This window comes from Halomicronema hongdechloris C2206 (genome assembly GCF_002075285.3).
In the GTDB taxonomy this organism is placed as follows: Bacteria; Cyanobacteriota; Cyanobacteriia; order Phormidesmidales; family Phormidesmidaceae; genus Halomicronema_B; species Halomicronema_B hongdechloris.
Genome location: NZ_CP021983.2, coordinates 4,988,544 through 5,010,255, shown reverse-complemented (window position 1 = coordinate 5,010,255; position 21,712 = coordinate 4,988,544). Strand labels below are relative to the sequence as shown.

Genomic DNA, 21,712 nt, shown 5'->3' with positions numbered 1-21,712 from the left:
CCGATCGGCGTCACGATACCTTAGGGTATGATGGCGCATTTACTCCGCAGATCCCATGACCTCAGCAGCAATTCAGACCACCACTGTCGAGCTGACCAGCGGCGACTGGCAGATTCCCGCCTATTTAGCCGAACCGGAGGGCACTGGCCCTTACCCCGGCGTGATCGTGATTCAGGAAGTCTTTGGCGTCAATGCCCATATCCGGGACGTCACCGAACGCTTTGCCCGGGCTGGCTATGGTGCGATCGCACCCCACATTTATCATCGCCAGGCCCCTGGCTTTGAAGTCGGCTATGGTCCAGAAGACCTAGAACTCGGGCGCCGCTATAAAAACGGCACCAAGGCCGCGGAACTGCTCAGCGACATCCAAGCTGCCATCGACCACCTCCGCACCCTGGCCCAAATTAAGGCCGGCGGCATGGGTTGTATCGGCTTCTGCTTTGGCGGCCACGTCACCTATCTAGCCGCCACCCTGCCTGATATTCAGGCTGCCGCCTGTTTCTATGGGGCTGGCATCCCCAGCTTTACCCCTGGTGGTGGCGAGCCCACCATTAGTCGTACCGCCGAGATCACAGGCACCTTGTATGGTTTCTTCGGCACCGAAGACCCCCTGATTCCCCTGACAGACGTCGATCAGATCGAAGCTGCCTTGAAACAGCACGGCATCCCCCATCAGATTTTCCGCTACCAGGGGGCCAGCCACGGCTTCTTTTGCGACCAGCGGGATAGCTACCATCCCGAAGCCGCTGCCGATGCCTGGAATCAGGTGATGCAACTGTTTCGACAAAAATTGTAAAGATTTGAGAATTGTCAGTGACGCCGATCACGGAGTCGGGGCAGGTGACGATAATAACTCCATAGGCTTGGGTATTCTCAGGTGAGAGGTACCTGGTCAGGATCCCGTCATCCTGTAGCTGCCATGACCACCACTTCGCCGACACCATTATCTGCTGCACTGACCCCGTTTCAGAATTTAGCAGAAGCTACTCACCAGACCCTGGCCTTGCTACACAATCGGTTGGGGTTTCAACTGTGGATGGTGACCCGCACCGAAGGCAACGACTGGATCGTGCTGGTCAGTAACGATCATGGCTACGGGGTCGAGCCGGGCCAGGTGTTTCGGTGGTGCGATTCCTTTTGCTCCCGCATGGTACAAGGATTCGGTCCCAATATCGCTCCTGACTCTCGGGCCGTAGCCGCCTATCTGGAGGCTCCCATCGGCCAGCAGGTAGAGATTCAGGCCTACATCGGTATGCCCTTGCTGCGGCCGGACGGCCACCTGTTTGGCACCCTCTGTGCCATCGATCCGCAGCCCCAACCCGACCGGCTGCATCATGAATTGCCCTTTCTGCAACTACAGGCTCGCTTTCTATCTACCCTGATTGAGCAGGACCTCCAGGCTCAGGAAATGGTCCGCCGCCTAGAGCATGCCCAACTGCAAGCCCATACCGATAGCATGACCGGGCTTTATAACCGCCGTGGTTGGGATCTCTTAATGGCCACCGAAGAAGAACGTTGCCGCCGCTATGGCAGCCCGGCTACCATCTTTGTCTTAGATCTAGACTGGCTGAAGCAGATCAACGACACCCTGGGGCATCAAGCCGGAGATCAGGTGATCATGGCAGCCGCCAACCATCTCCGTCAGACGGTACGGGCCTCAGACGTGGTAGCTCGTTTGGGAGGCGATGAATTCGCCATTCTAGCGGTGGAAATGGCAGCCTCTGATGCCGAATCCTTTGCCCAACGGATCTTAGACTCCATAGAAGCGGGAGGTATCCAGATGTCCTTGGGATGGGCCAGCCGTGATCCCCGCCATTCGCTACAAACCACCATTGCCACTGCCGACGAGCGCATGTATCGCATCAAGCAACTGCGCCAGAGAGCCGCCAGCCATTTGCCCACCTTCTGTAGCTATCCTGCCAGCCGTTCCCTCAGAGACCCGATGCCAGGCTCAGTATAGACATGATCAGGCCGTCAACGAGCCATGGTGTACCCCCTGCCAGAGGCTCAGCCTATGGAGATAGGGAAGTCCCTTGCTATAGTGAATACTACTAATCGGACTCGGCTCCGACTCAGTTGGCATTCAGGAGATCGTCGGCTTGACTTTTTCTGCGGAAGACTTCGCTAAGGCCCTCGAACAGCACGACTACCATTTTCAAACGGGCAGTGTGGTGCAGGGGATGGTGATCGCTATGGACTCAGATGGGGCCTATGTGGACATTGGCGGCAAGGCTGCGGCCTTTTTGCCGCTACGAGAAGCCTCCCTAAAACGTCTATCTCACCTAGAGGATGTACTGACCGCCGGGGACAGTTACGACTTTCTGGTCATTCGCGATCAAGACGCTGACGGTCAGGTGTTACTCTCATTGCGGCAATTACAGCTGCAGGCCCTGTGGGAAAAGCTGGCCACCTGGCAAGCCGACAATGCCACCCTGGAGGTCAAAGTTACTGGCACCAACAAGGGCGGGGTGCTGGCCGATGTGGAAGGGTTACGGGCCTTTATTCCGCGATCGCATCTGCTGGCAGCCGACGACCTAGAAGCCCTAGTCGGCCAAACCCTACGGGTGAGCCTGCTGGAAGTCTCGCCCGAGCGCAACAAGCTAGTGCTGTCGCAGCGGCAGGCGGCCCGCAGCCAGGCCATGGCCACCCTAGAAATCGGCCAACTGGTAGAGGGCACCATCACAGGGCTCAAGCCCTTCGGCGCCTTCGTGGAGTTTGATGGTGTCACCGGACTGCTGCATATCAACCAAATCAGTAAAAGCTACGTCGATTCCATTGCTCACCTATTCCAAATTGGCCAATCCATCAAAACCGTGATCGTCGATCTCGATGACGTTCGCCAGCGGATTTCTCTATCCACTAAGGTGTTAGAGAAATACCCGGGCGAAATGCTCAAGGATATGCCGACCGTGATGGCCACTGCCGAAGATCGCCACCAAAATGTAGCTGAGCTGTTGGCAGAGCGAGAGGCCTAGGCACCGCAACGATAGATTCCCGTGCACACTGACTGGCAACTAAACGATGGCAACGGTTTGGGAATTAGACCTGTACTCCCGTCCAATTCTGGATGAGCGCCAAAAAAAACGCTGGGAAGTTCTGATTTGTGAAGGCTTTCAAGACGTCAAAGCCCCTTCTCAAGAGCGCTTCTGCTACAGCAAATACCTGGCCAACACCGAGGTCAACTCCATTCAGTTGCAGCAAGCCCTAGCCGAGGCAATAGAGCAGGCTCCCAATCCTCCCAATAGCATTCGCTTCTTTCGCTACCAGATGCAGAACATGATCAGCCGAGCCTGTGAGGAAATCGGCATTCCGGCTAGACCCAGCCGTCGCACCTTGGCTTTGCAACAATGGCTAGAGCAGCGCCATCGGGACGTCTATCCCACCCATCCAGGCTATACCAACGCCCCATCCCCCTCAGTGGCGGCTCCACCCCCCAGTCCCAGACCGTTACCCGATGCCCTCCTAGGCCAACAGTGGGCCCTGGTCACTCTGGAAGCGAACGCCTTTGCTGAGATGCCAGAATGGTCCATTGATTTTGCCGATGCCTTTCCCCCAGAGATGGCTGGCGTTACCCCCGATACTCCCATCCCCGGCATCTTGATCTTCTCGCCCCGGGCATTGCCCTTAGCAGGATGGCTATCGGGATTGGAGTTGGCCTATCTCTGGGTGGAACAGCGTCAGACACCGCGTTTAATTTTAGAAACCGGGGCTGCCGATAGCTGGATACTGGCCAATCTCACCACTGCCCAAACTCAAACCGAAGCCCAAAACTTTGAAGCCGCCAAACGAGCCGCCAATCAGGTGCACTTCATCGGGGTCCAAACCAGTCCCGAGGCCGAAGCCTTTACCGGATTTTGGTTGTTGCAGGAGCTAACGTTGGGATGATTCGGTTAAGTCAGTTCTGGCCCTCGCCTCGGTGGCGAACGGTGGGGCTGTATGTACTGCTGATTGCCATTGCCCTGGCTATGCTGCTGCCCCTGGCCTGGTTAGTCAGCACCTCGTTTAAGTCCTCCAGCGAAAATATCTTTGAGTTCCCTCCCCAATTTATTCCTGAGACCCCGACCCTAGAGAACTTCGTCACGGTCTGGCAGAGTAATCCCTTTGGCCGCTACTTGTTCAACAGCACCGTAGTGGCAGTCTTAACGGTGGGCTTGAATCTATTGTTTTGTTCCTTAGCCGCCTATCCCTTGGCTCGGTTGACCTTTCGTGGTCGGGATACGATTTTTGCCCTGGTGGTCTCTACCATCATGATTCCGTTTCAGATCGTGATGATTCCCCTCTACATCCTGACGGTGCAGTTGGGCTTACGGAATACGTACCTGGGCATTATCTTCCCGTCCCTGGCCTCTGCCTTCGGTATTTTTTTAATGCGCCAGGCCTTTCAGGGAGTCCCCAAAGAGTTAGAGGAGGCAGCCCGCATGGACGGTTGCTCCGAACTGGGCATCTGGTGGAACGTGATGATACCGGCGACTCGCCCGGCCCTGGTGACGCTGGCGATTTTTGTGTTCATCGGCTCCTGGAGTGACTTTCTCTGGCCTCTGATTGTGCTAGATCAACCGGAATACTATACTCTGCCCCTGGGGGTGGCCAAACTGGCCGGCAGTTTTTCTCTAGACTGGCGCTTGATTGCGGCGGGGTCTGTGATTTCGATGGTGCCGGTAGTGTTGGTATTTGTATTTTTGCAGCGGTATATCGTGCCTACGGAATCCGGCAGTGGCCTGAAGGGTTAGCCAGGCCGTTAATCAAAGGTTGCTTCTAAGGTCTGGCACAGGGTCTGTAGCACTTTGATGCGGGCATAGTACTTGTTATTAGCCTCCACCAGGGTCCATGGGGCCCTATCGGTATGGGTGCGGTCAATCATGTCACAGACAGCCTGTTCGTACTCATCCCATTTGGCCCGGTTGCGCCAATCTTCTTCAGTGATCTTAAAGCGCTTAAACCGGACAGTTTCCCGCTCCTGGAATCGCTTCAGTTGTTCGTCTTTGGAAATGTGCAACCAGAATTTAGCCAAGACGACTCGATGCTGCACCAGTTGCTGCTCAAATTCACGAATTTCACCATAGGCCCGCATCCAGGCCGCCTCGGGACAAAAGTGCTCCACCCGCTCCACCAGTACCCGCCCATACCAGGAGCGATCGAAAAGGGTGACCCGTCCCCAGCGGGGAATATGGCGCCAAAAGCGCCAGAGATAGGGTTGGGCCTGTTCTTCTTCGCTGGGAGCTCCCACCGAAATCACCCGATACCAGCGGGCATCAAGGGCCCCTGTGACCCGGCGAATGCTGCCGCCTTTGCCGGCGGCATCCCAGCCTTCGAAGACGGCAACCAAGGCTCGTTGTCGCTCTGATAGCTGCCGTACCAGTAGATTGAGGCGGCCTTGGTAGTGTTCTAGGGTGTCTTTATAGTCCGATTTTTGTAAGGACTGGCAGAGGTCTAGGGTATTTAAGATGTTGCGCTGATCGATGGGGGCAACCAGGGGCGGCGCCAGGATCCGCTTTTCGGTGTGGGACAGCTGTTGCAGTCTCTGCTGCAGAGCATTGAGGAGAATGCGCCCTACCATGAGGCTGCGGTAGCACTCGTCGGTGCCTTCGATGACAAACCAGGGGGCTTCTGCCGTACTGGTGGTGCGCAGGACTCGTTCTGAGACGGCTCGAAATTCATCGTAGTGTTTGAACCGTTTCCAGTCCGCTTTCGTCACCCGCCAGCGGGTGTTGGGATCTTTTTCTAGGGCTTTGAGGCGTTTCTTTTGCCGTTTCTTGGAGAGATGGAACCAGAATTTGACCAATAAAACCCCTTCAGCCACTAACATGCGCTCGAAGTGGACAATGGTCTGCAGGTGCTGCTCCAAGGCGGCAGCATCGTAATCGCCTTGAACCCGGCCCACGATGGGGTCGCTATACCAGGAGCCAAAGAAGACGCCAATCCTACCCTGCGCTGGCAGCGCTCGCCAAAACCGCCACATGGGGGGCCGTTCCCGTTCTTCATCGGAGGGGACTCCCATGCCGTGAACGATGAGATGGCGCGGATCCATCCACTTGCTGAGCAGATTAACGGTTTCGCCTTTGCCTGCCCCCTCGACGCCACTGACCAAAATGATCACGGCGAACTGTTTGGCCTCGGCGACGTCGAACTGCGCATCCAGTAAGTCGGCCCGCAACGGGGGTTCCGCTGCGGCGTAGGTGGCTTTGTCGATGGTATGGCCGAGTTCTGCCGACTCAAACATGGTGATCCCTACCTTTGGCCCCATTTTAGAGGGAATTTTGAAGGGATCGGGCCTATGGCCCTATTCCACTGCCAGGGAGACCCGGTTGCCGCCGATGTCACGCAGGTCGGTTAACAGGGTGGCTACTTGCTCATAGCTGAGGCTGCGGTCGGCCTTGAGAATGACTCGCCCATCAGGATGTTCCTGGAAGTAGGTACGAATGCGCTGGGCTACCCGGCTGAAGGCAACGGGTTCATTATCTAGGAGCAGGGCACCGCTGGCGTCTAGGCCGACGATCAGGGCCTCTAGGCGGACATTGGTCTCGTCTTCGACCAGCTCATCGGCCTCGCCTAGAATCTGGGGCAGGCGGACATTCAGTAGCTGCTGGCCGGTGAGGCTCATGGAAATGATGATGAAAAAGGTCAACACGGTCATTAACACGTCCATCATGGGGACGAGGTTGACCTCGGGAACTTGCGATGGTCTCCGACCGGCCTTTGGCCATCGCATCTGACGCTGACGAAAGCGCATGGCGGCTACTCCTCAATGGCCAACGACACCCGATCGCCGCCCACGGCCCGCATCTCTCCCAGGAATTGCATCACGTCTTCGTAGGGCAGGTCACGATTGGGCAACAGAAACACCACGTTGTCAGGATTGCGCCCCAGATAGGTTTCCATTTGCTGTTGCAGAGTGGGCACATCGATGGGTTGGCCGTTTAGGCGCACCTGATTTGGGGCCGCCAACTCGACGATAAAGGGATCCGTAGGTAGGGGGGCCGGCTCATCTGGTTGCTGTTCCGCCGGCAATTGCACCTCGATCAGTTGCTCGCTGCCCAGGGTCATGGTGATCATGACAAAAAAGGCCAAAATTCCCATCATCACATTCAGCATGGGAATCAGATCGACCTGGGGTAACTTAGCCTGATGCTGCTGGCGAAACCGCATGGTGGTGCTATCCCGAGTAGCGTTCCGGCCCTATCCCAGCTGGCAGGCCTCGCTCCGACGAAGGGGGGAGCTGGGCCGGTTCATACCAGTATTGCCGATAGATCAACTCTAATTCGTTGCCCGCTTCCGAAAAATAATCCATCTGTTGGGCCTGCAAGCTGACCAGCACCCGGAAGATCAGTAGGGCTAAAATGGCGACAACCATCCCTGCCGCTGTGGTGATCAGGGCTTCGCCAATACCGGCTGCCGCCCGGGAGGCCTGCTCGCCAGTGCCACCGCCGCCGATGTTGAGATTACCGAAGGTGGCAATCAGGCCAGTCACAGTCCCGAGAAGACCGAGCAAAGGTGCCACTGCCACGATGGTCTCCAGCAGCTTATCCCCCTTGCGCATGGTGACAAATTCTCGATCCCCAGCGGTTTCCATGGCCAGGCGAAAGGTTTCGGGGGAGGGGCGCTGCAACCGCAGCGGCGCTAATAGGAAGCGACCAATGGGCAGATCTTGGGCCTGGGCGGCGATGGCAGCCGCCTCATGCAAGTCTCGCCGGGCCACATCTAGAACCTCATTGACGATGCGCCCTTCTCGTTGCAAGAGTCGCGTCCAAAACAGGCTTCGTTCTAAGGCTGTGGCCATGGTCAACACCGAACACCCCAGGATGGGCACCATCACGGGGCCACCCTTGATTAAAAAATCGAGTACTGTCGTCATCCCTCGCGGTGCCCCCTTAGCCCGTATGCAGTCACTGCCACTATATTCGGATTCACCGTTAGCCTAGCGAAAGACCACGGCCGATAGATTAAGCCATCCCTAGCGACAGCCTAAATGGAGGTTAAGAGCCCATCGTTAGTCATCGTCCCCTGGCAGGTAGGGACGGTTGACCTGCCGCCGATTGCCGGGGCCACTCACGGTTGTGGTCTTCACCGAGGACTCTGTCGCGGCTACCTGGGGTGAGCTGGCATTTTCCTGAGCAGGAGCAGTACTGGCCGTAGAGGTCCCTGCTGCCGCTGGGATCGGTTGACGCAATTCTTGCCAGGTGAGGTTCCCGTCGGGCTCGGGCATCACCAACACGGCATCGATGCGATCGCGACCGTCCGTTAACTCACCGACTACTTGGCACTCAAAGCGATCTCCTGGCTGGTTGGTCCGGTAGGTATGGCCACAGTCAATGATGGCCCGCTGCCCCAGGGCCTGACCCAGACCCTCGGCAATGCGCGTTTCCACCTTAACCAGATTCAGCATGGTTTTGGAGTTGGGCACTTCCCACTCTACGGTGCCCTGGCCATCCTGTTGCACCACGTTGATGGTAAAGGTCTCCTCTGAGTCCAATTCCCCCACACAGCGAAAATAATGGTTGGTCTGCCGCGGCACCGTGTTAGGGCAGCGCACCTCGGCCAGGGATAGGCGGTATCCCTGACGTTCGATCTCGGCTTCGATGGTGGCTTCGATGTCAGCGGTATTGAGCTGGTTACTGCAGGCGGCCAAGCATACCCCTGCCAGTGCCCAGACACTATGATGACGAATAGTCAGAGGGATAGTCATGCGATCGCATCCTCAGGCCCAGAGTCCCACTATAAATTTTGGCACGGCCTGTCCTGGTAAACGGAAGATTAAGCCCAGCCTAACGGTTCTCTAATGGCAGTGCTAGGATTTAGGAGCATCTATCCCAAGCATCTATCTCAACTGTTTATCCGCCTCAGAGACTGTTTGGGAGGCCTATTTGCATGCAGCCGCAGCCTCAAGATACCACCCCATGCTGCAAATTCCCGGGCGGTTTGTTCGCAGCAGCCCGTGGCCCCATAACCTGACAGCAACCTCACCGCCGTAGGCAACCTAGTTCCTAGAGATCACTGACGGATATCACTGATAGATCTCCCTGACAATGGTATTAACAGTTGAAGAGGTAACTAACAGGTCTCCGGGCCAGTGCTAATCACCCCCTTACACGCGTCTACAGACCATGGCCTTTTCGGTTGAGGTTCACCACTTAATCCAACAGTATCAATCTGGACAGATCGCATTTCAGGGATTGATGTTAACCCACGCTAACTTAGCCGGGGTACACCTGCCTTGGGTGAATCTAAGTGATGCTGTGTTACAGTCAGCTAACCTAGACGATGCCTTTTTACCAGGGGCATCTCTGGTGCGATCGCGGTTGCAAAAGACCAGCTTGCGCCGAGCCAATTTGCTCGGGGCCGACTTGATTCGGGCCAACCTCAGCCGAGCCGATTTGTCTTGGGCCCTATGCAGCACCGCCAATTTCAGCGGAGCCAACTTGAGCGAGGCCACTCTGCAGGGCACCAGCCTAGCCGGGGCCAACCTAATCGCAGCCAACCTGCGGGGGGCTAATTTACGGGAGACTAACCTGCGAGGAGCCAATCTGATGGGGGCCAACCTGGTGGATACTGACCTGTCTGAGACCTACTTAGAAGGGGCCTATCTCTGCTATACGGTCATGCCCGATGGCCGCTGCTGGAGCCAGGACGGCGACACCGGCGAACGTCAGGCGGTATCCTGGGATAACATCGCTGCCTACACGCGGCTGGCCAACCATTTAGCCGCCAAAGACATCGACACCGACTAATCAGCTCCCCCTGACTATCCTATTGCTGTCCATAATAAGGGGGTGTGCTGCATCCTATTCTGACTATGGCGCGAGACCTGAGAGGTTTCCTAAAACGCTTAGAAAAGCGGGATCAACTGCGACGCATTCGAGTTCCCGTCGATCCCGACTTAGAAATTGCTGAAGTTGCCAACCGCCTGTTGCTGGCCGGAGGCCCTGCCCTACTGTTCGAGCAGGTCAAGGGCTCAGACATGCCCCTAGCCATCAATGTCATGGGCACCGTGGAACGGGTCTGCTGGGCTATGGATATGGAGCAGCCCCAAGACTTAGAACGCCTGGGTCAGAAACTAGCCCTGCTGTATCAACTGCGTCCCCCCAAGCAACTCTCCCAAGCGGTGGAATTGGGCAAGGCCCTCTTCGACGTCCTGAAAGCCAAACCCAGGCGAGATCTGCTGCCCCCCTGCCAGCAGGTAGTGCGGAAGGGTAACCAGGTCGATCTAACCCAACTCCCCCTGCTGCGGGTCTATCCAGGGGATGCCGACAAGGTGATTACCCTGGGCCTCATGATCACCAAAGATCCGGAGACTAAGGTCCCCAATGTGGGTGTCTACCGCCTGCAACTGCAGTCTCAAACCACCATGACGGTACAGTGGCTATCGGTGCGGGGCTGTAGCCGTCATCTGCGCAAAGCCGCCGAGCGGGGTGAAAAGCTGGAGGTGGCTGTGGCCATTGGCGTCGATCCCCTGCTGGTGATGGCGGCGGCCACCCCTTTGCCCGTAGACCTCTCTGAATGGCTATTTGCCGGACTCTATGCCGGCGAAGGCGTTCGCCTAGCCCAGTGCAAAACCGTGGATCTAGAGGTGCCGGCCATGGCTGAGATCGTGCTAGAGGGCACCATTACCCCGGAGAAACAGCAGTGGGATGGTCCGGCCGGCGATCATATCGGCTATTACGGTGGGGTGAATGAGCAGGCCCCCTTGCTGCGCTTTCACTGCCTCACCCATCGCCAACAGCCCATCTACATGACCACCTTTAGTGGTCGCCCGCCCAAGGAAGATGCCATGTTGGCCATTGCCCTCAATCGCATCTACACTCCGATCCTGCGGCAACAGGTGCCCGAGATTCAGGACTTCTTTCTGCCGATGGAGGGGCTCAGTTATAAGGCAGCGGTGCTGTCGATCGATAAGTCCTATCCTGGGCAAGCCAAGCGGGCAGCCTTGGCCTTTTGGTCGGCTTTGCCCCAGTTTAGCTACACCAAGTTCGTGATTGTGGTCGATCAGGCCATCAATATTCGCGATCCGCGTCAGGTGATGTGGGCCGTGACCTCGAAGGTAGATCCGGTGCGGGATGTGTTTATCCTGCCGGATAATCCCTTCGACCGCTTAGATTTTGCCACCGTGAGGCCGGGGCTGGGCAGTCGCATGGGCATCGATGCCACTACCAAGATTTATCCCGAAACCGATCGGCCCTGGAGTGAGGAGTTGCGGCCTGACCCGGAGATGGCAGCCCGGGTGGATCAACGCTGGGCAGAGTATGGCCTCGGCGATTTGCGACTCGATCAGGTGAACCCTAACTTGTTTGGCTACGACATTCGCTGAGGCGCTGGCAGCAGCATTTTATCATTGCCCTGACATCTCATCTGCGAATGCACGCAGTGACATGGCGATGCGTCGGCCCGGAAACCGCTTAGCTGCGGGGACTTCATGGGTCCAAGCCAAGTTGGTGTCGTAGGGCAGCAGACAAACGGTGCCATGGGCGAGGGGAAAGTCTTGGTAGCCCTGACCTCGCCAGGGACGCAGCCGCAAAACTCGGGGGTGGCCCAGGGAGATGGTAACGATGGGAGCCCCCTGGATAAGCTGCTGCCGACTGTCGCGGTGTTTGCCGATGTAGTGGCCTAGGCGAGCATCGTACCAGCTCAGGACAATGCCATTGAGGCGGCTATCGATGATGGTTTGGGCCCAACGCCACAGTGGGTAGAGGGTCAGGGGCACGGGTAAGGCCGCATGGGTGACTCCCGAGTAACAATAGGCCCGCTGGTAAGCTTGCTCCCAGCGGGGGGTGGCCACGGTGTGGCCATACACCTTGATGGTGTGGTAAGTGCTGGGATGCAGGGTCCAGAGATGCTCGAACTGCTGAGAATTGGGTAGGAGGTGCGGCGGCAACCGACCCTGCCAGAGGCGGTGATGGGCATCTAAGGGGTAGCACTGAAATCCTGGGTACATAGAGCAAGCACACGCGCGAGGGAAACCTCAAAGCCTAGGGTAGAGGATGGTTCTTCGGGTGCGATGGTCCTTCAGGGCCGGTCTAGCCCCTCTGAGCGGCTTAACTAATGGCCATCACATTGCATCCTTGGCGGTGATTCCCCAACAGCCCATAATATCCTCAGCATTGCCATGGAAAGCGACTCATGTCATCCCAGCGCCCCGGCTCCTTGGTCACCTCCCGTCAGAATCAGTCAGCCATCCTGGCTATTGCCCAGCGGTTTGCCCAGGGGCCAGTCACCCACCTGGCTCCCCTAGGCCATGGCAACATCAACCACACCTTCCTGGTACAGGTGCATAGGGGGCAGCCCTTCGTGCTGCAACGCCTCAACCCCCGCGTCTTTCCCCATCCCCAACAGGTGATTAGCAACCTGCGAACGGTTAACGAGCATGGGCAGCAACGCCTACAGCACGCCTCCCTGCCCCGACGGTGGGAACTGCCCCAACTCTTGCCCACTGACGCCGGGGACGACTATTGGATAGATGACACTGGGGTTCTGTGGCGGGCCCTTAGCTTCGTGGCCAACACCCAGGTGGTTGAGACTCTGCAAGATGACCACCAGGCCAAGGAAGTGGGCTATGCCCTGGGGCTATTCCACTGGTTGCTCAGTGACCTTTCCCCTCACCGCCTGGCCGATACCCTGGAGGGCTTTCACATTACCCCTGGCTACTTGGCCCACTATGAGCAGGTGCAGGCAACTACCACCGTTCCCAACTCCCCAGAAGTTGCCTATTGTCGGCAGTGTATTTGCGATCGCACCGCCCTGGTTCCTGTCCTAGAAACTGCCAAAGCTCGGGGACAGCTGCCATTGCGCTTAATGCATGGCGATCCTAAAGTCAACAATGTCCTCTTCGACAACCAGACTGACCAAGCTGTCAGTCTCATCGATTTGGACACCGTCAAGCCCGGCCTAGTGCAATACGACATCGGCGATTGCCTGCGGTCAGGCTGCAATCCAGCTGGTGAAGAAACCGAACAGCTAGACACCGTAGATTTCGACCTCGACCGTTGCCAGGCCCTCCTACAGGGTTACTGCACCGCTGCCCATGCCTATCTCACCCCAGCCGACTACCACTATATCTATGACGCCACTCGCCTGATCGCCTTCGAATTAGGGTTGCGCTTCTTCACCGACTACCTGGCAGGCAACGTCTACTTCCGGGCCAGCCATCCTGACCACAACCTGATGCGAGCTCTAGTGCAATTTCGCCTGACCGAGCGTATCGAAGCCCAGGCAGCAGCCATGCAGCAGCTCATTGGCGAGCTGCTACGGAGTCCATAGTGTATCAATAGAGAGATAAACCTGCCGCTGCGAGCCCTCTCTTCTGAAGGAAGAGGCCCCGCTTAAATCTCGTTTAAATATCATATGTAGACATGCAGGAGATGCCTCTATGCCGACCACTTATCAAGTACACCTAGTCAACGAAGCCGAAGGTCTAGACCAAACCATTGAGGTGCCTGAAGACGAAAGCGTCCTTGATGTGGCCGAAACTGAATATGGCCTAGATTTGCCCTACTCCTGCCGTGCTGGTGCCTGCAGCACCTGCGCTGGACAAATTCTAGAGGGAGAAAGTTTAGATCAAGAAGGGCAGATGCAGTTAGACGAGGACCAAATCGAGGAGGGCTACGTGCTCACCTGCATTGGTAAACCCACCTCCGACTGCACTATCCTCACCCATCAAGAAGAAGAGGTTTTGTAAGCGTATCAGTCTGTCCCGGTTATTTCCCTCGCCCTGTTACTCAAACAGCGGCGGGGACTCGCACTAGCTGGACTTGCCAACCGCCTGGCCAAGCGCCAGCCTGGCAGGATAGCCGTGAACGCTTATGCAAGACCGCTGACAGCCCCCAATAAGCGACTTAAAGCTCTGTAAGAGTTCCCGGGCAATTAGCCCCAACTATTTACGGAGAAGCCATGGAGCGCCAACTCGATGGGGTATGGTCAGCCGCCACTGTAGAGTCAAAATTTTGCAACAGCACCGTGGCCTGATCTGGCAATAACGGTTGGGCTAGCAAGTACCCCTGACCATAGTCACAGCCCAGCTGGCAGAGGTGATTCAGCTGCTCTGCTGTTTCGATACCCTCGGCAATAATCTTGATGTTAAGCGCATGGCCTAGTCCCACTACCGCCTCCACGATCTGGGCATTCTTGGAGTCAGTCTCCATGGATTGAACAAAGGATTGATCGATTTTAAGGCTATCTACTGGAAAGCGATTTAGATAGCTCAGAGAAGAATACCCGGTGCCAAAGTCATCGATGCTGAGTTGAATCCGGCGCGATCGCAACTGCTGGGTCAGGGCAACAGCAACATCAGGACTTTCCATAATCGCACTTTCCGTGATCTCCAACTTGAGGCAGCCGGGATCAATCGCCACGTCCCTGAGCACCTCATCAATGTCTTCCACCAAGGTGGGATGGGAAAACTGACGCACCGACAGATTCACACTCATGAACAGATGCTCATAGCCCTGCCGCTGCCAATCCAATAGCTGCTGGCAAGCCTGGCGCAAGACCACCATGCCGATGGGCACGATCAGGCCAGTTTCCTCAGCGCAGGGAATAAACTCTCCCGGCGAGCGGGGAGTCCCGGTGGGCGGATACCACCGTACCAATGCCTCAAACCCAGCGATCTGCTGCTGGGTCAAGTCAACAATCGGCTGATAGCAGGCCAATAATTCCTGGTTACTAAGGGCGTGACGCAGATCATGCTCTAGCTGCAATCGCTGCTGGGCAGACCGTTGCATCTGATAGTCAAACAGCTGGCAAGAGCCAGCCCCGCGGTACTTAGCCTGGTACATAGCCGTGTCGGCTTCCTGTAACGGGACCTGGGCATGGTCATACTCGGCTCGGCTGAGAGTCATGCCGATGCAGACCGTCATGTAGATTTCATAGCCATCTATCCAAAAGGGCACATTGAAGCTGTCCAGCACTCGCTCAGCAAACTGCCGCAATGCCTCCACTGAGGCTAGGGGTTGCAAGAAGAAGCAAAACTCATCTTCCCCCAATCGAGCCAAGTGATCGCCACGGCGCAGCAGTGACTGCAGACGAGAGGCAATGGCTACCAGCAATTTATTGCCAATCTCATGGCCTAGGGAGCCGTTGACCAACTTGAATTGGTCACAATCTAGATATAGCAGGGCAAATGGGCTGGGTTCCGGCTGCCTTAGGATCTGCTCGATGGTATCCAGCAACAAGGCTCGACTCGGCAACTGGGTGAGGCCGTCATAGAAGTAAGCCCGTTCCAACTGAGCCGTGCGCTCTTGCACCCGCCGCTCCAGGGCACAATTGAAAGCCGTTAACTGCTGGTTGACCGACTGAACCTGCTGGTAAAGATGCTCAATCGCTTGCTGTTGCCGACGAATCCGTAACAGAGAGCGAATGCGGGCCCGCAATTCCACCCGATTGACCGGTTTGCTGATAAAGTCATCGGCCCCGGCCTCTAGACCTTTAGCCAGATCTTCTTTACTGTCTAATGCCGTAATCAGAATGATGGGTAGCGACTGCCAGGCCGGGTTGCCCCGAATCTGGCGACAAACCTCAAAGCCATCCATAGTCGGCATCATCACATCTAGCAGCAGCATATCTGGTACCAGACGATCCAGGCGTTCTAGGGCTTTGTTGCCACTGGAGGCATAGTGAAGCTGATAGGCATTATTGGCCAGCAATGCCTCAATGACATCGAAATTGTCTGATTCATCATCCACGACCAGGATGATGGCTGACTCGGTGGCAATCATGAGATTTCTGAACGGTAAGATGAGGTCACTAGATGTTGCAATGTCTCGATCAGATGCCGCAACCGCACTGGTTTAGTCAGGTAGGCATCCACCTCTGCCTCCAGGCGATGTTGCTGCTCCGCCGCCATCGGCATGGCAACTAAGGCAACAATCAACGCCGTTTGCAGTTCCGGCTCTTGGCGGATTTGGCCAATGACCTCTACCTCACTATTACCCAGCGTCGGAATATCCATCAGGATAACGTCGGGTCTATGGACTCTGGCTAAGGCTAGGGTTGTTTCGCCATCGGTCGCCTTGATGACACCATATCCCTTATCCATTAGATAATCCCCCCAGGTATCGGCAGTGGCGTCACTGTCATGACTCAACAAAATGGTGAGATGATGTCTTCGGGATGCAGCTCTGCCATGCCCCTGATCCTGCAGATTTGATGGTCGCGGCGAGTCAGTAGTCGGTTCGGGATGTCCTGACGATGAGGGAACGGTTGATAGCCTCATATTGCCGTTAGCCGCTACCGTATCGGCTGAGGCCAACGAGGGCTGAGGTAACCGCACTGTAAAGCAACTACCTGCTCCCACCTGGCTGGTGACGGCCACATCGCCGCCATGGAGTTCGGCAATGCGCTTCACCAGAGCCAGGCCCAGACCGGTACCACTGTACTGACGATTCAGGCGACTATCGATCTGGACAAAGGCCTTAAACAGACGATCGACATGCTCTGGGGCAATGCCAATGCCGGTGTCGGTCACGGCGAATTCGATCATCGGGTGGGATGACGGCGTCACCTCGGCGGGAAACGGGGCCGTCTCCGTTGAAGCGGAAGTTGCAGGGGCATCAGTCGCTGACGCCAACTGATTAGCCGCAGGGGAGACCATTGGCAGATCGGTTTCTGCCCAACTAATGCTGAGCGTCACTTGGCCACCATCAGGGGTGAACTTAATGGCATTGGTCAGGAGATTAATCAATACCTGCCGCAGCCGCCGTTCATCGGCCCAAATACAGTCTATGGCGTCGGCCCTGTCAACATTGAGGCCAATGGCTTTTCTGGCGGCCATCGGTTGCACCACCTCTAAGCTGGCCTCACAGAGCCGACGCACCGATACTTCTGCTGGCTGCAGCTCGAATTTACCCGCCTCGATCTTGGAGAGGTCTAGGATATCGTTGATCAGCTCTAGGAGATGACGACCACTGTGCTCAATGGTAGTAATGGCCTTGGTCTGGCGCTGATTCAGGGGACCATAGACATGCTCTTGCAAGACCTCAGATAATCCCAAAATGGCATTGAGCGGGGTGCGCAGTTCATGGCTCATATTGGCCAGAAACTCATCCTTAAGGCGAGTGGCCCGTTCTAAGGCGGCATTAGTTTGGCGCAATTCTTCGGCGGCTCGTTTGCGATCGCTAATGTTCTCCGTCAGCATCACTAGGCCACCGATGGTGCCATCGGCTCGATGCCAGGGACGCACCTCCCAGCGCAACCAGCTCAGCGAGCCGTCGGTACGGGGCCAGGGATCCTCTTCGCAGATTTCGACGGCCCCAGCCAGACAGCGTTGATGGATCTGATGCCACCGCTGGGGCATGTCGGGAAAAATATCGTAGTGACATTGGCCAATCAGGGGACGCTCCCCCAAGCAATAATCCCGGCGCCAACGATCGCTGACGGCAATGTAGCACATCTGTCCATCGAACATGGCTACTGCCGCCGGCGCATGGTCAATAAACAGTCGCAACTTCATTTCACTCTCTTTCAGGGCCATTTCGGCTTGCTTACGTTCGGTGATGTCGCGACCGACTGCCTGATATTCGAGTAGATGTCCTTGCGAGTCAAAAATGGCTCGGTGGGTCCACAGCTGCCAGACGATATGCCCAGCGGGCAAAATAGTCTGGGTTTCGTAGGTGGACATGGTGTTGTCTTGGGAAAGGGCATAGAGATGGCGGGCTACCAGGGAGCGATTGGCCTCGGGAATCAATTGCCAGATTGATTTGCCGATGATTTGAGCGGCTGGTAACTGAAAATAACGGCAGTAGGCAGCATTGGCGAAAGTGAGGGTGCCATCTACGAGAAACCGGCAAATCAATTCGGTCTGATCTTCTACCACTGCCTGATAACGGGCCTGACTCTGCTGCAGGGCGGCGGTGCGCTGCTGGACTCGTTTCTCTAGGTCCTGGTTGAGTTGGTGCAGGGCAATCTCGGCATCTAGCCGATCGGTAACGTCGTGAATGATGCAAAACAGTAATTCCTGGGCCTGATACTCGATGGCACTGGAGTGATTTTCCACCCAACGCAGGGTGCCATCGGCTAAGCGATGCGGCACGATGAATGCATTTCTTTCGTTGGCTTTGGCTTGCTGCAACATTTGCCGGATTTTATCCTGAGGCAGTTGATTTAGCTCAGCCAGGGTGAGTTGAGTCAGGCTCTCGTGGGTATAGCCATAGAATGCAACGGCAGCCTGATTGACATCAACAATCTGTTGGCTGTCGGGATCAATCAGCAGCATCACCGAGTCATGATATTCGAACATGCTGCGGAAGCGCTGTTCACTTTGCAGCAAAGCCTGTTCCGTGGCTTTGCGATCGCAAATGTCCCGCACGATCACTAGCACTTCCTCCCCAGTCAGCGGCACGATTCGCACCTCTTCGTAATAGGTCTGCCCATCCAGTTGAAACACCTGTTCATATTGCTGCATTTGCCCTGTTTCTAAGGCTTGATGAACATAGGCAATCCGTTGGTCAGCAACGTCCTGGGGCAGGGAATCGTATATCGAGGGAGAGGAAATCTCCTGCGGCGGCAATATCACCTTCACCGAACCACCACTCAACATGCCCAGGTAGGTGCCATCTCGATTCATCCGAAGCAGCAAGTCAGGCAGGGCTTGCAGAATGGCTCGATTAGTGGCCTCGCTACGGCGCAGCTCCGCTTCCATCTGTTTACGCTGGATGGCCTGGCCCAAGTGCACCGCTAACGACGTCAATAACTCCAGTAGGGCAGCATCCAACGTTTGGACTTGCCGACTCAACAACACCAAGACCGCGACAACTTGTTGATCGGCTAGAATAGGTACGCCAAGGGCGGCTCTGATGCCATCGTTTAGGGCCGGCTGCAACCGTAAAAATTCCCCCGGCACCGTTCCAGAAATATCAGCGATCCACTCCGGTTGGCAACGGCTCCAAACACGTCCCGGTAGGCTTTGATCAGGGGCGAAGGTGATTTGTGTGCTGGCTTGCCGAAACCCTTGAATATCATCAGGACTATAGCAACAGATGGAGCCAGCCCGTAGATGCTGCCCATCGGCCGTCGGCAGCCAAATTTCGCCGCAGTCCCATCGAGTCAATTCGCAGAGGTAACCCAGCACCACTTCTAGGGCTACCTCAAAGTCATCGGCTGCGGCCACCTTCTGGGTCAGGGCTTGCAAGAAGCGAATCTCACGCTGCTGCAGCTGCAGTTGCGTAACCCGCTGCTGCAACGTGCTGACCTGATGCGTTTGCCCCAGGGAATCGATCATGGCTAGCAGGTGACTCTGGGGTAACCAGCCCAATACCTGCTCGGACTCATCTACGACAGGCAAGGCGGAGACTCGATGGTCTTGAAACCGCCTTACCAGAGTATTGACGTCGACTAAATCTGCTGGTCTTAACACGGCGACGGGGGGGACCATGACCGCCGCCACCGGAGTATCGGCTAATGAGTCACCAGCCACACTCAATTGCACCCATGCCGACAGCGGCAGCCATCCGACCAGGCGGCCATCAGCTATCACCAAGGCAGCCTGAATTTCGGCAGTCATGCCTGCGGAGTCCCTTAGGTGACTGAGTTCCCAGGCCTGCAGCATCGACATTTCTGGGGTGACGGGGCCGGGAGAGGACACCAGTAGCCGTCGCAGGTCAGGGGTATTACTGGAAACTACGGCCATGACAGGGAAGGATTAAATGACCAGGTAAGCACACAACTATCCTCTGATACTCTGATAATGCCCAATTTTCACCGCAGAGTTAGGCATCCTAGCTGAAGTAGGTTGCTAATGTTGTCTACTGGATTGCTATAACATCTGGAATGTGGACTGGTGGAAGTTGGACTGGCCCTGATGGTAATACCTTAAAACACACTCGCAGTAGTAGCCCCATTGACTACAGCTCAGGGCTAGAGCACCCCCATGCTTAGTTTGCCGCTTTATTCAGGAAGTAGCCATAAGATAGCCTGGCTCTTCTCAAGGCGACTGGCAATTGAGTATGCTGCCTCTAGCGGCCACTGGTGTAGTCGGGATGAGATGATGAGATTGTGGTTGGTTAGTTTTGTGCTGTGCTTCCTGATTGCAGAGAGTTTGCAAGGGGTTGCCCAAGCAGGTTGGGTTCAGTCTTTTGATCTCTCTTTTCCTGCGATGATCTTAGGAGGCATTGTGCTTGCGATCGCATCCAATTATCGTCGGTCTCCTCCCAACCAAGCGATAGCTCCTGAGGCTCAATCCCATCAGCAGGATGGGCCCGGCATCAACCCCGCTAAGGCAAAGGGGGGTGAACAGGGCCAAGAGTCCCCCTCATCCGCTGCAAAAACCCCCTCAACCCAGTCTCTCTCATCTCTGCCCTCTGCAGTGACACCGCCAGGCCATCGTTCTCAGGGCTCGATTTCCTTTGAGATTCATCGTCGCCGCCCCCAAGCCTAAGCCATAGATCGTCCTGGCCATCAATAGGAGGTCACTAGCAACTCTGTGATCTTGCCGCGACGCCGCGCATTGGAGTTGATGGACCGACTGGACTGAATGGTGTGGGTGGGAAAGCCCCGATACAACTCTCGGATGAAGGGGCAATCAGAGTTGGACAGCATGCTGCGCACTCCCCGCCAAGCCAAGCGAGCAAAGGTTTGCTGCAGGCGACGTTGGTCCGCTGCCGTGAAGGCATAGCGGTTATAGGCCGTGAAATTGCTGGTGACACTGATGGGATGATAAGGGGGATCGAAATAGACAAAATCTCCCTCATCTCCAGCCAGAGAAAGGATATGCTCAAAGGGCCAGACCTCGATGCGAGCCACTTGCAAGGCCACCGAAGCCGCCCTGAGTCCTCCCGGATTACAAATAGCAGGGGTCTTGTAGCGCCCCATGGGAACGTTGAAGTGGCCCTGGGAATTTTCTCGATAGAGTCCGTTGTAGCAGGTCTTATTCAAATAGATTAACCGGGCCGCCCGTTGCAGTGGCGGTAAATAGTGTTGTTGCCGCACGGCATAGTAGTGGGCATGGCTGTGGCATCTCTGATGATCCTGTAGATGCTCAATCAGGCAGTCTACCTGGTCTCGCACACAACGATACACATTCACCAATTCTGGATTGATATCGGCCAGTACTGCGCGCTTAATCCGGGCAGACAGATGGAAGAAAATGGCTCCCCCACCCAAAAACGGTTCATAGTAGGTATCGATGTGGCTAGGGAAATAGGGCTGATATTGCTCGATTAACCGTCCCTTGCCGCCGGCCCACTTCAGGAAGGGCCGGGGATTGAGCTCAGAGATCGCAGCAGCAACCATGCAGTCAGAGTAGCGGTACGAATGTTCGCCTATGTTTTCACAAATCGTAGCTAAATGCCAGCGAAACATCCTTAGGATAGGATAGAGGGGGTTTCTTACTGGCCTGGTACCGTGTCTCTGGGTACCGAGCTACGGCCATAGACCCCATGGAATAGACCCCATGGAATAGACCCCGTGGCAGTAGAGCAGCCGGAGCGCAAGTTACGTAGCCGTCATTTAGAGACTCATTTAGAGACGTGGTATTGGCAGTCGGTATCAGCGAATTTGTTTAGGGTAACGCCTAGTTAGGATCATGCAAGACTTCTTCCGGAACACCTCGCGCTACCCACGCTATCTGATTTCCTTTAGCTTGGGCATTTTATTTAACGCACTGCAGCCCCTGCTGCCATTGCTGAAGCGACCCACCACAGCTGTGGCACTGGTCAGTGCGGTCATTGCGGCATTTCTATTTCTCACCTTTACCCTGCGAGCCATGCTGGGGTTGAATGGCGGCTAAGGGACT

At 56.1% G+C, this 21,712-nt stretch carries 20 protein-coding genes; 11 read left to right on the top strand and 9 right to left on the bottom strand.

Translation table 11 applies throughout. The features are described 5' to 3' along the window. The first annotated feature begins 55 nt into the window (after positions 1–55). The 5 genes from XM38_RS22840 (at position 56) to XM38_RS22820 (ending at position 4,730) form a co-directional block, all read left to right on the top strand. Positions 56–796, top strand: a complete 741-nt coding sequence (locus tag XM38_RS22840) for a dienelactone hydrolase family protein (protein WP_080805491.1) — start codon at positions 56–58, stop codon at positions 794–796. A 123-nt stretch (positions 797–919) separates the two neighbouring features. After that, positions 920–1,960: a GGDEF domain-containing protein gene (locus XM38_RS22835; protein ID WP_080805493.1), complete on the top strand. Its 1,041-nt coding sequence runs from the start codon at positions 920–922 to the stop codon at positions 1,958–1,960. Between the two features lie 139 nt (positions 1,961–2,099). After that, complete coding sequence (locus XM38_RS22830; protein ID WP_088431151.1) at positions 2,100–2,975, top strand: S1 RNA-binding domain-containing protein; 876 nt, start codon at positions 2,100–2,102, stop codon at positions 2,973–2,975. A 46-nt stretch (positions 2,976–3,021) separates the two neighbouring features. After that, a complete protein-coding gene (locus XM38_RS22825; RefSeq protein ID WP_080805498.1) occupies positions 3,022–3,885 on the top strand; it encodes a Tab2/Atab2 family RNA-binding protein in 864 nt (287 codons plus the stop codon). Continuing rightward, positions 3,882–4,730 (top strand): carbohydrate ABC transporter permease, encoded by an 849-nt coding sequence (locus XM38_RS22820; protein ID WP_080805499.1) that lies wholly within the window; start codon positions 3,882–3,884, stop codon positions 4,728–4,730. Before XM38_RS22825 ends, XM38_RS22820 begins: the two co-directional genes overlap by 4 nt. An 8-nt stretch (positions 4,731–4,738) precedes the next feature. Here the strand turns inward: XM38_RS22820 and pap are convergent, their stop codons facing one another. The 5 genes from pap to XM38_RS22795 all read right to left on the bottom strand — a co-directional run bounded on the left by pap (position 4,739) and on the right by XM38_RS22795 (position 8,683). Beyond that, positions 4,739–6,220 carry a polyphosphate:AMP phosphotransferase gene (pap, locus tag XM38_RS22815; RefSeq protein ID WP_088431149.1) on the bottom strand — a complete coding sequence of 494 codons (1,482 nt, stop codon included), beginning with the start codon at positions 6,218–6,220 and terminating at the stop codon, positions 4,739–4,741. A 60-nt stretch (positions 6,221–6,280) separates the two neighbouring features. Further along, complete coding sequence (locus XM38_RS22810) at positions 6,281–6,730, bottom strand: ExbD/TolR family protein (protein ID WP_080805501.1); 450 nt, start codon at positions 6,728–6,730, stop codon at positions 6,281–6,283. 5 nt (positions 6,731–6,735) lie between these two features. Beyond that, complete coding sequence (locus XM38_RS22805; protein WP_080805503.1) at positions 6,736–7,146, bottom strand: ExbD/TolR family protein; 411 nt, start codon at positions 7,144–7,146, stop codon at positions 6,736–6,738. Positions 7,147–7,153: 7 nt separating this feature from the next. After that, positions 7,154–7,852, bottom strand: coding sequence for a MotA/TolQ/ExbB proton channel family protein (locus XM38_RS22800; protein WP_080805505.1), 699 nt, complete (start codon positions 7,850–7,852; stop codon positions 7,154–7,156). Positions 7,853–7,987: 135 nt separating this feature from the next. Next, positions 7,988–8,683: a DUF4333 domain-containing protein gene (locus tag XM38_RS22795; RefSeq protein ID WP_080805506.1), complete on the bottom strand. Its 696-nt coding sequence runs from the start codon at positions 8,681–8,683 to the stop codon at positions 7,988–7,990. 418 nt (positions 8,684–9,101) lie between these two features. On the opposite strand from XM38_RS22795, the gene XM38_RS22790 reads away from it, so the two are divergent. Together XM38_RS22790 and XM38_RS22785 are read left to right on the top strand one after the other, a co-directional pair. Beyond that, on the top strand, positions 9,102–9,725 hold the full coding sequence (locus XM38_RS22790; RefSeq protein WP_080805507.1) for a pentapeptide repeat-containing protein: 624 nt from the start codon (positions 9,102–9,104) through the stop codon (positions 9,723–9,725). Between the two features lie 65 nt (positions 9,726–9,790). Then, positions 9,791–11,302: a UbiD family decarboxylase gene (locus XM38_RS22785; RefSeq protein WP_088431147.1), complete on the top strand. Its 1,512-nt coding sequence runs from the start codon at positions 9,791–9,793 to the stop codon at positions 11,300–11,302. A 21-nt stretch (positions 11,303–11,323) separates the two neighbouring features. Here the strand turns inward: XM38_RS22785 and XM38_RS22780 are convergent, their stop codons facing one another. Beyond that, positions 11,324–11,926, bottom strand: a complete 603-nt coding sequence (locus XM38_RS22780; RefSeq protein WP_088431145.1) for an alpha-ketoglutarate-dependent dioxygenase AlkB — start codon at positions 11,924–11,926, stop codon at positions 11,324–11,326. Positions 11,927–12,111: 185 nt separating this feature from the next. On the opposite strand from XM38_RS22780, the gene XM38_RS22775 reads away from it, so the two are divergent. Both XM38_RS22775 and XM38_RS22770 read left to right on the top strand, forming a co-directional pair. Beyond that, positions 12,112–13,248: a phosphotransferase enzyme family protein gene (locus XM38_RS22775; protein ID WP_080805510.1), complete on the top strand. Its 1,137-nt coding sequence runs from the start codon at positions 12,112–12,114 to the stop codon at positions 13,246–13,248. A gap of 109 nt (positions 13,249–13,357) precedes the next feature. Further along, positions 13,358–13,666, top strand: a complete 309-nt coding sequence (locus XM38_RS22770; protein WP_080805512.1) for a 2Fe-2S iron-sulfur cluster-binding protein — start codon at positions 13,358–13,360, stop codon at positions 13,664–13,666. A 199-nt stretch (positions 13,667–13,865) separates the two neighbouring features. Here the strand turns inward: XM38_RS22770 and XM38_RS22765 are convergent, their stop codons facing one another. Then, a complete protein-coding gene (locus tag XM38_RS22765; protein ID WP_080805514.1) occupies positions 13,866–15,701 on the bottom strand; it encodes an EAL domain-containing response regulator in 1,836 nt (611 codons plus the stop codon). Then, the gene (locus tag XM38_RS22760) at positions 15,698–19,609 is read right to left on the bottom strand and encodes a PAS domain S-box protein (protein WP_088431143.1); all 3,912 of its coding nucleotides are present in this window, start codon (positions 19,607–19,609) and stop codon (positions 15,698–15,700) included. Before XM38_RS22760 ends, XM38_RS22765 begins: the two co-directional genes overlap by 4 nt. 369 nt (positions 19,610–19,978) lie before the next feature. Here XM38_RS22760 and XM38_RS22755 point away from each other — a divergent pair, with 369 nt between their 5' ends. Further along, positions 19,979–20,356, top strand: a complete 378-nt coding sequence (locus XM38_RS22755; RefSeq protein WP_187329520.1) for a hypothetical protein — start codon at positions 19,979–19,981, stop codon at positions 20,354–20,356. Positions 20,357–20,376: 20 nt separating this feature from the next. Here XM38_RS22755 and XM38_RS22750 read toward each other — a convergent pair whose 3' ends face one another. Then, a complete protein-coding gene (locus tag XM38_RS22750; protein WP_080805519.1) occupies positions 20,377–21,210 on the bottom strand; it encodes a DNA adenine methylase in 834 nt (277 codons plus the stop codon). A 292-nt stretch (positions 21,211–21,502) separates the two neighbouring features. Here XM38_RS22750 and XM38_RS22745 point away from each other — a divergent pair, with 292 nt between their 5' ends. Beyond that, positions 21,503–21,706: a DUF751 family protein gene (locus XM38_RS22745; protein ID WP_080805520.1), complete on the top strand. Its 204-nt coding sequence runs from the start codon at positions 21,503–21,505 to the stop codon at positions 21,704–21,706. Positions 21,707–21,712 lie beyond the last annotated feature (6 nt).

What these genes read in the sequence shown, in the direction of transcription:
- XM38_RS22810 (WP_080805501.1), bottom strand. Translation starts at nt 6,730, where the DNA reads ATGCGCTTTCGTCAGCGTCAGATGCGATGGCCAAAGGCCGGTCGGAGA.
- XM38_RS22800 (WP_080805505.1), bottom strand. Translation starts at nt 7,852, where the DNA reads ATGACGACAGTACTCGATTTTTTAATCAAGGGTGGCCCCGTGATGGTG.
- XM38_RS22820 (WP_080805499.1), top strand. Translation starts at nt 3,882, where the DNA reads ATGATTCGGTTAAGTCAGTTCTGGCCCTCGCCTCGGTGGCGAACGGTG.
- XM38_RS22785 (WP_088431147.1), top strand. Translation starts at nt 9,791, where the DNA reads ATGGCGCGAGACCTGAGAGGTTTCCTAAAACGCTTAGAAAAGCGGGAT.
- XM38_RS22765 (WP_080805514.1), bottom strand. Translation starts at nt 15,701, where the DNA reads ATGATTGCCACCGAGTCAGCCATCATCCTGGTCGTGGATGATGAATCA.
- XM38_RS22760 (WP_088431143.1), bottom strand. Translation starts at nt 19,609, where the DNA reads ATGGCCGTAGTTTCCAGTAATACCCCTGACCTGCGACGGCTACTGGTG.
- pap (WP_088431149.1), bottom strand. Translation starts at nt 6,220, where the DNA reads ATGTTTGAGTCGGCAGAACTCGGCCATACCATCGACAAAGCCACCTAC.
- XM38_RS22840 (WP_080805491.1), top strand. Translation starts at nt 56, where the DNA reads ATGACCTCAGCAGCAATTCAGACCACCACTGTCGAGCTGACCAGCGGC.
- XM38_RS22805 (WP_080805503.1), bottom strand. Translation starts at nt 7,146, where the DNA reads ATGCGGTTTCGCCAGCAGCATCAGGCTAAGTTACCCCAGGTCGATCTG.
- XM38_RS22795 (WP_080805506.1), bottom strand. Translation starts at nt 8,683, where the DNA reads ATGACTATCCCTCTGACTATTCGTCATCATAGTGTCTGGGCACTGGCA.
- XM38_RS22825 (WP_080805498.1), top strand. Translation starts at nt 3,022, where the DNA reads ATGGCAACGGTTTGGGAATTAGACCTGTACTCCCGTCCAATTCTGGAT.
- XM38_RS22770 (WP_080805512.1), top strand. Translation starts at nt 13,358, where the DNA reads ATGCCGACCACTTATCAAGTACACCTAGTCAACGAAGCCGAAGGTCTA.
- XM38_RS22745 (WP_080805520.1), top strand. Translation starts at nt 21,503, where the DNA reads ATGCAAGACTTCTTCCGGAACACCTCGCGCTACCCACGCTATCTGATT.
- XM38_RS22780 (WP_088431145.1), bottom strand. Translation starts at nt 11,926, where the DNA reads ATGTACCCAGGATTTCAGTGCTACCCCTTAGATGCCCATCACCGCCTC.
- XM38_RS22835 (WP_080805493.1), top strand. Translation starts at nt 920, where the DNA reads ATGACCACCACTTCGCCGACACCATTATCTGCTGCACTGACCCCGTTT.
- XM38_RS22790 (WP_080805507.1), top strand. Translation starts at nt 9,102, where the DNA reads ATGGCCTTTTCGGTTGAGGTTCACCACTTAATCCAACAGTATCAATCT.
- XM38_RS22750 (WP_080805519.1), bottom strand. Translation starts at nt 21,210, where the DNA reads ATGGTTGCTGCTGCGATCTCTGAGCTCAATCCCCGGCCCTTCCTGAAG.
- XM38_RS22775 (WP_080805510.1), top strand. Translation starts at nt 12,112, where the DNA reads ATGTCATCCCAGCGCCCCGGCTCCTTGGTCACCTCCCGTCAGAATCAG.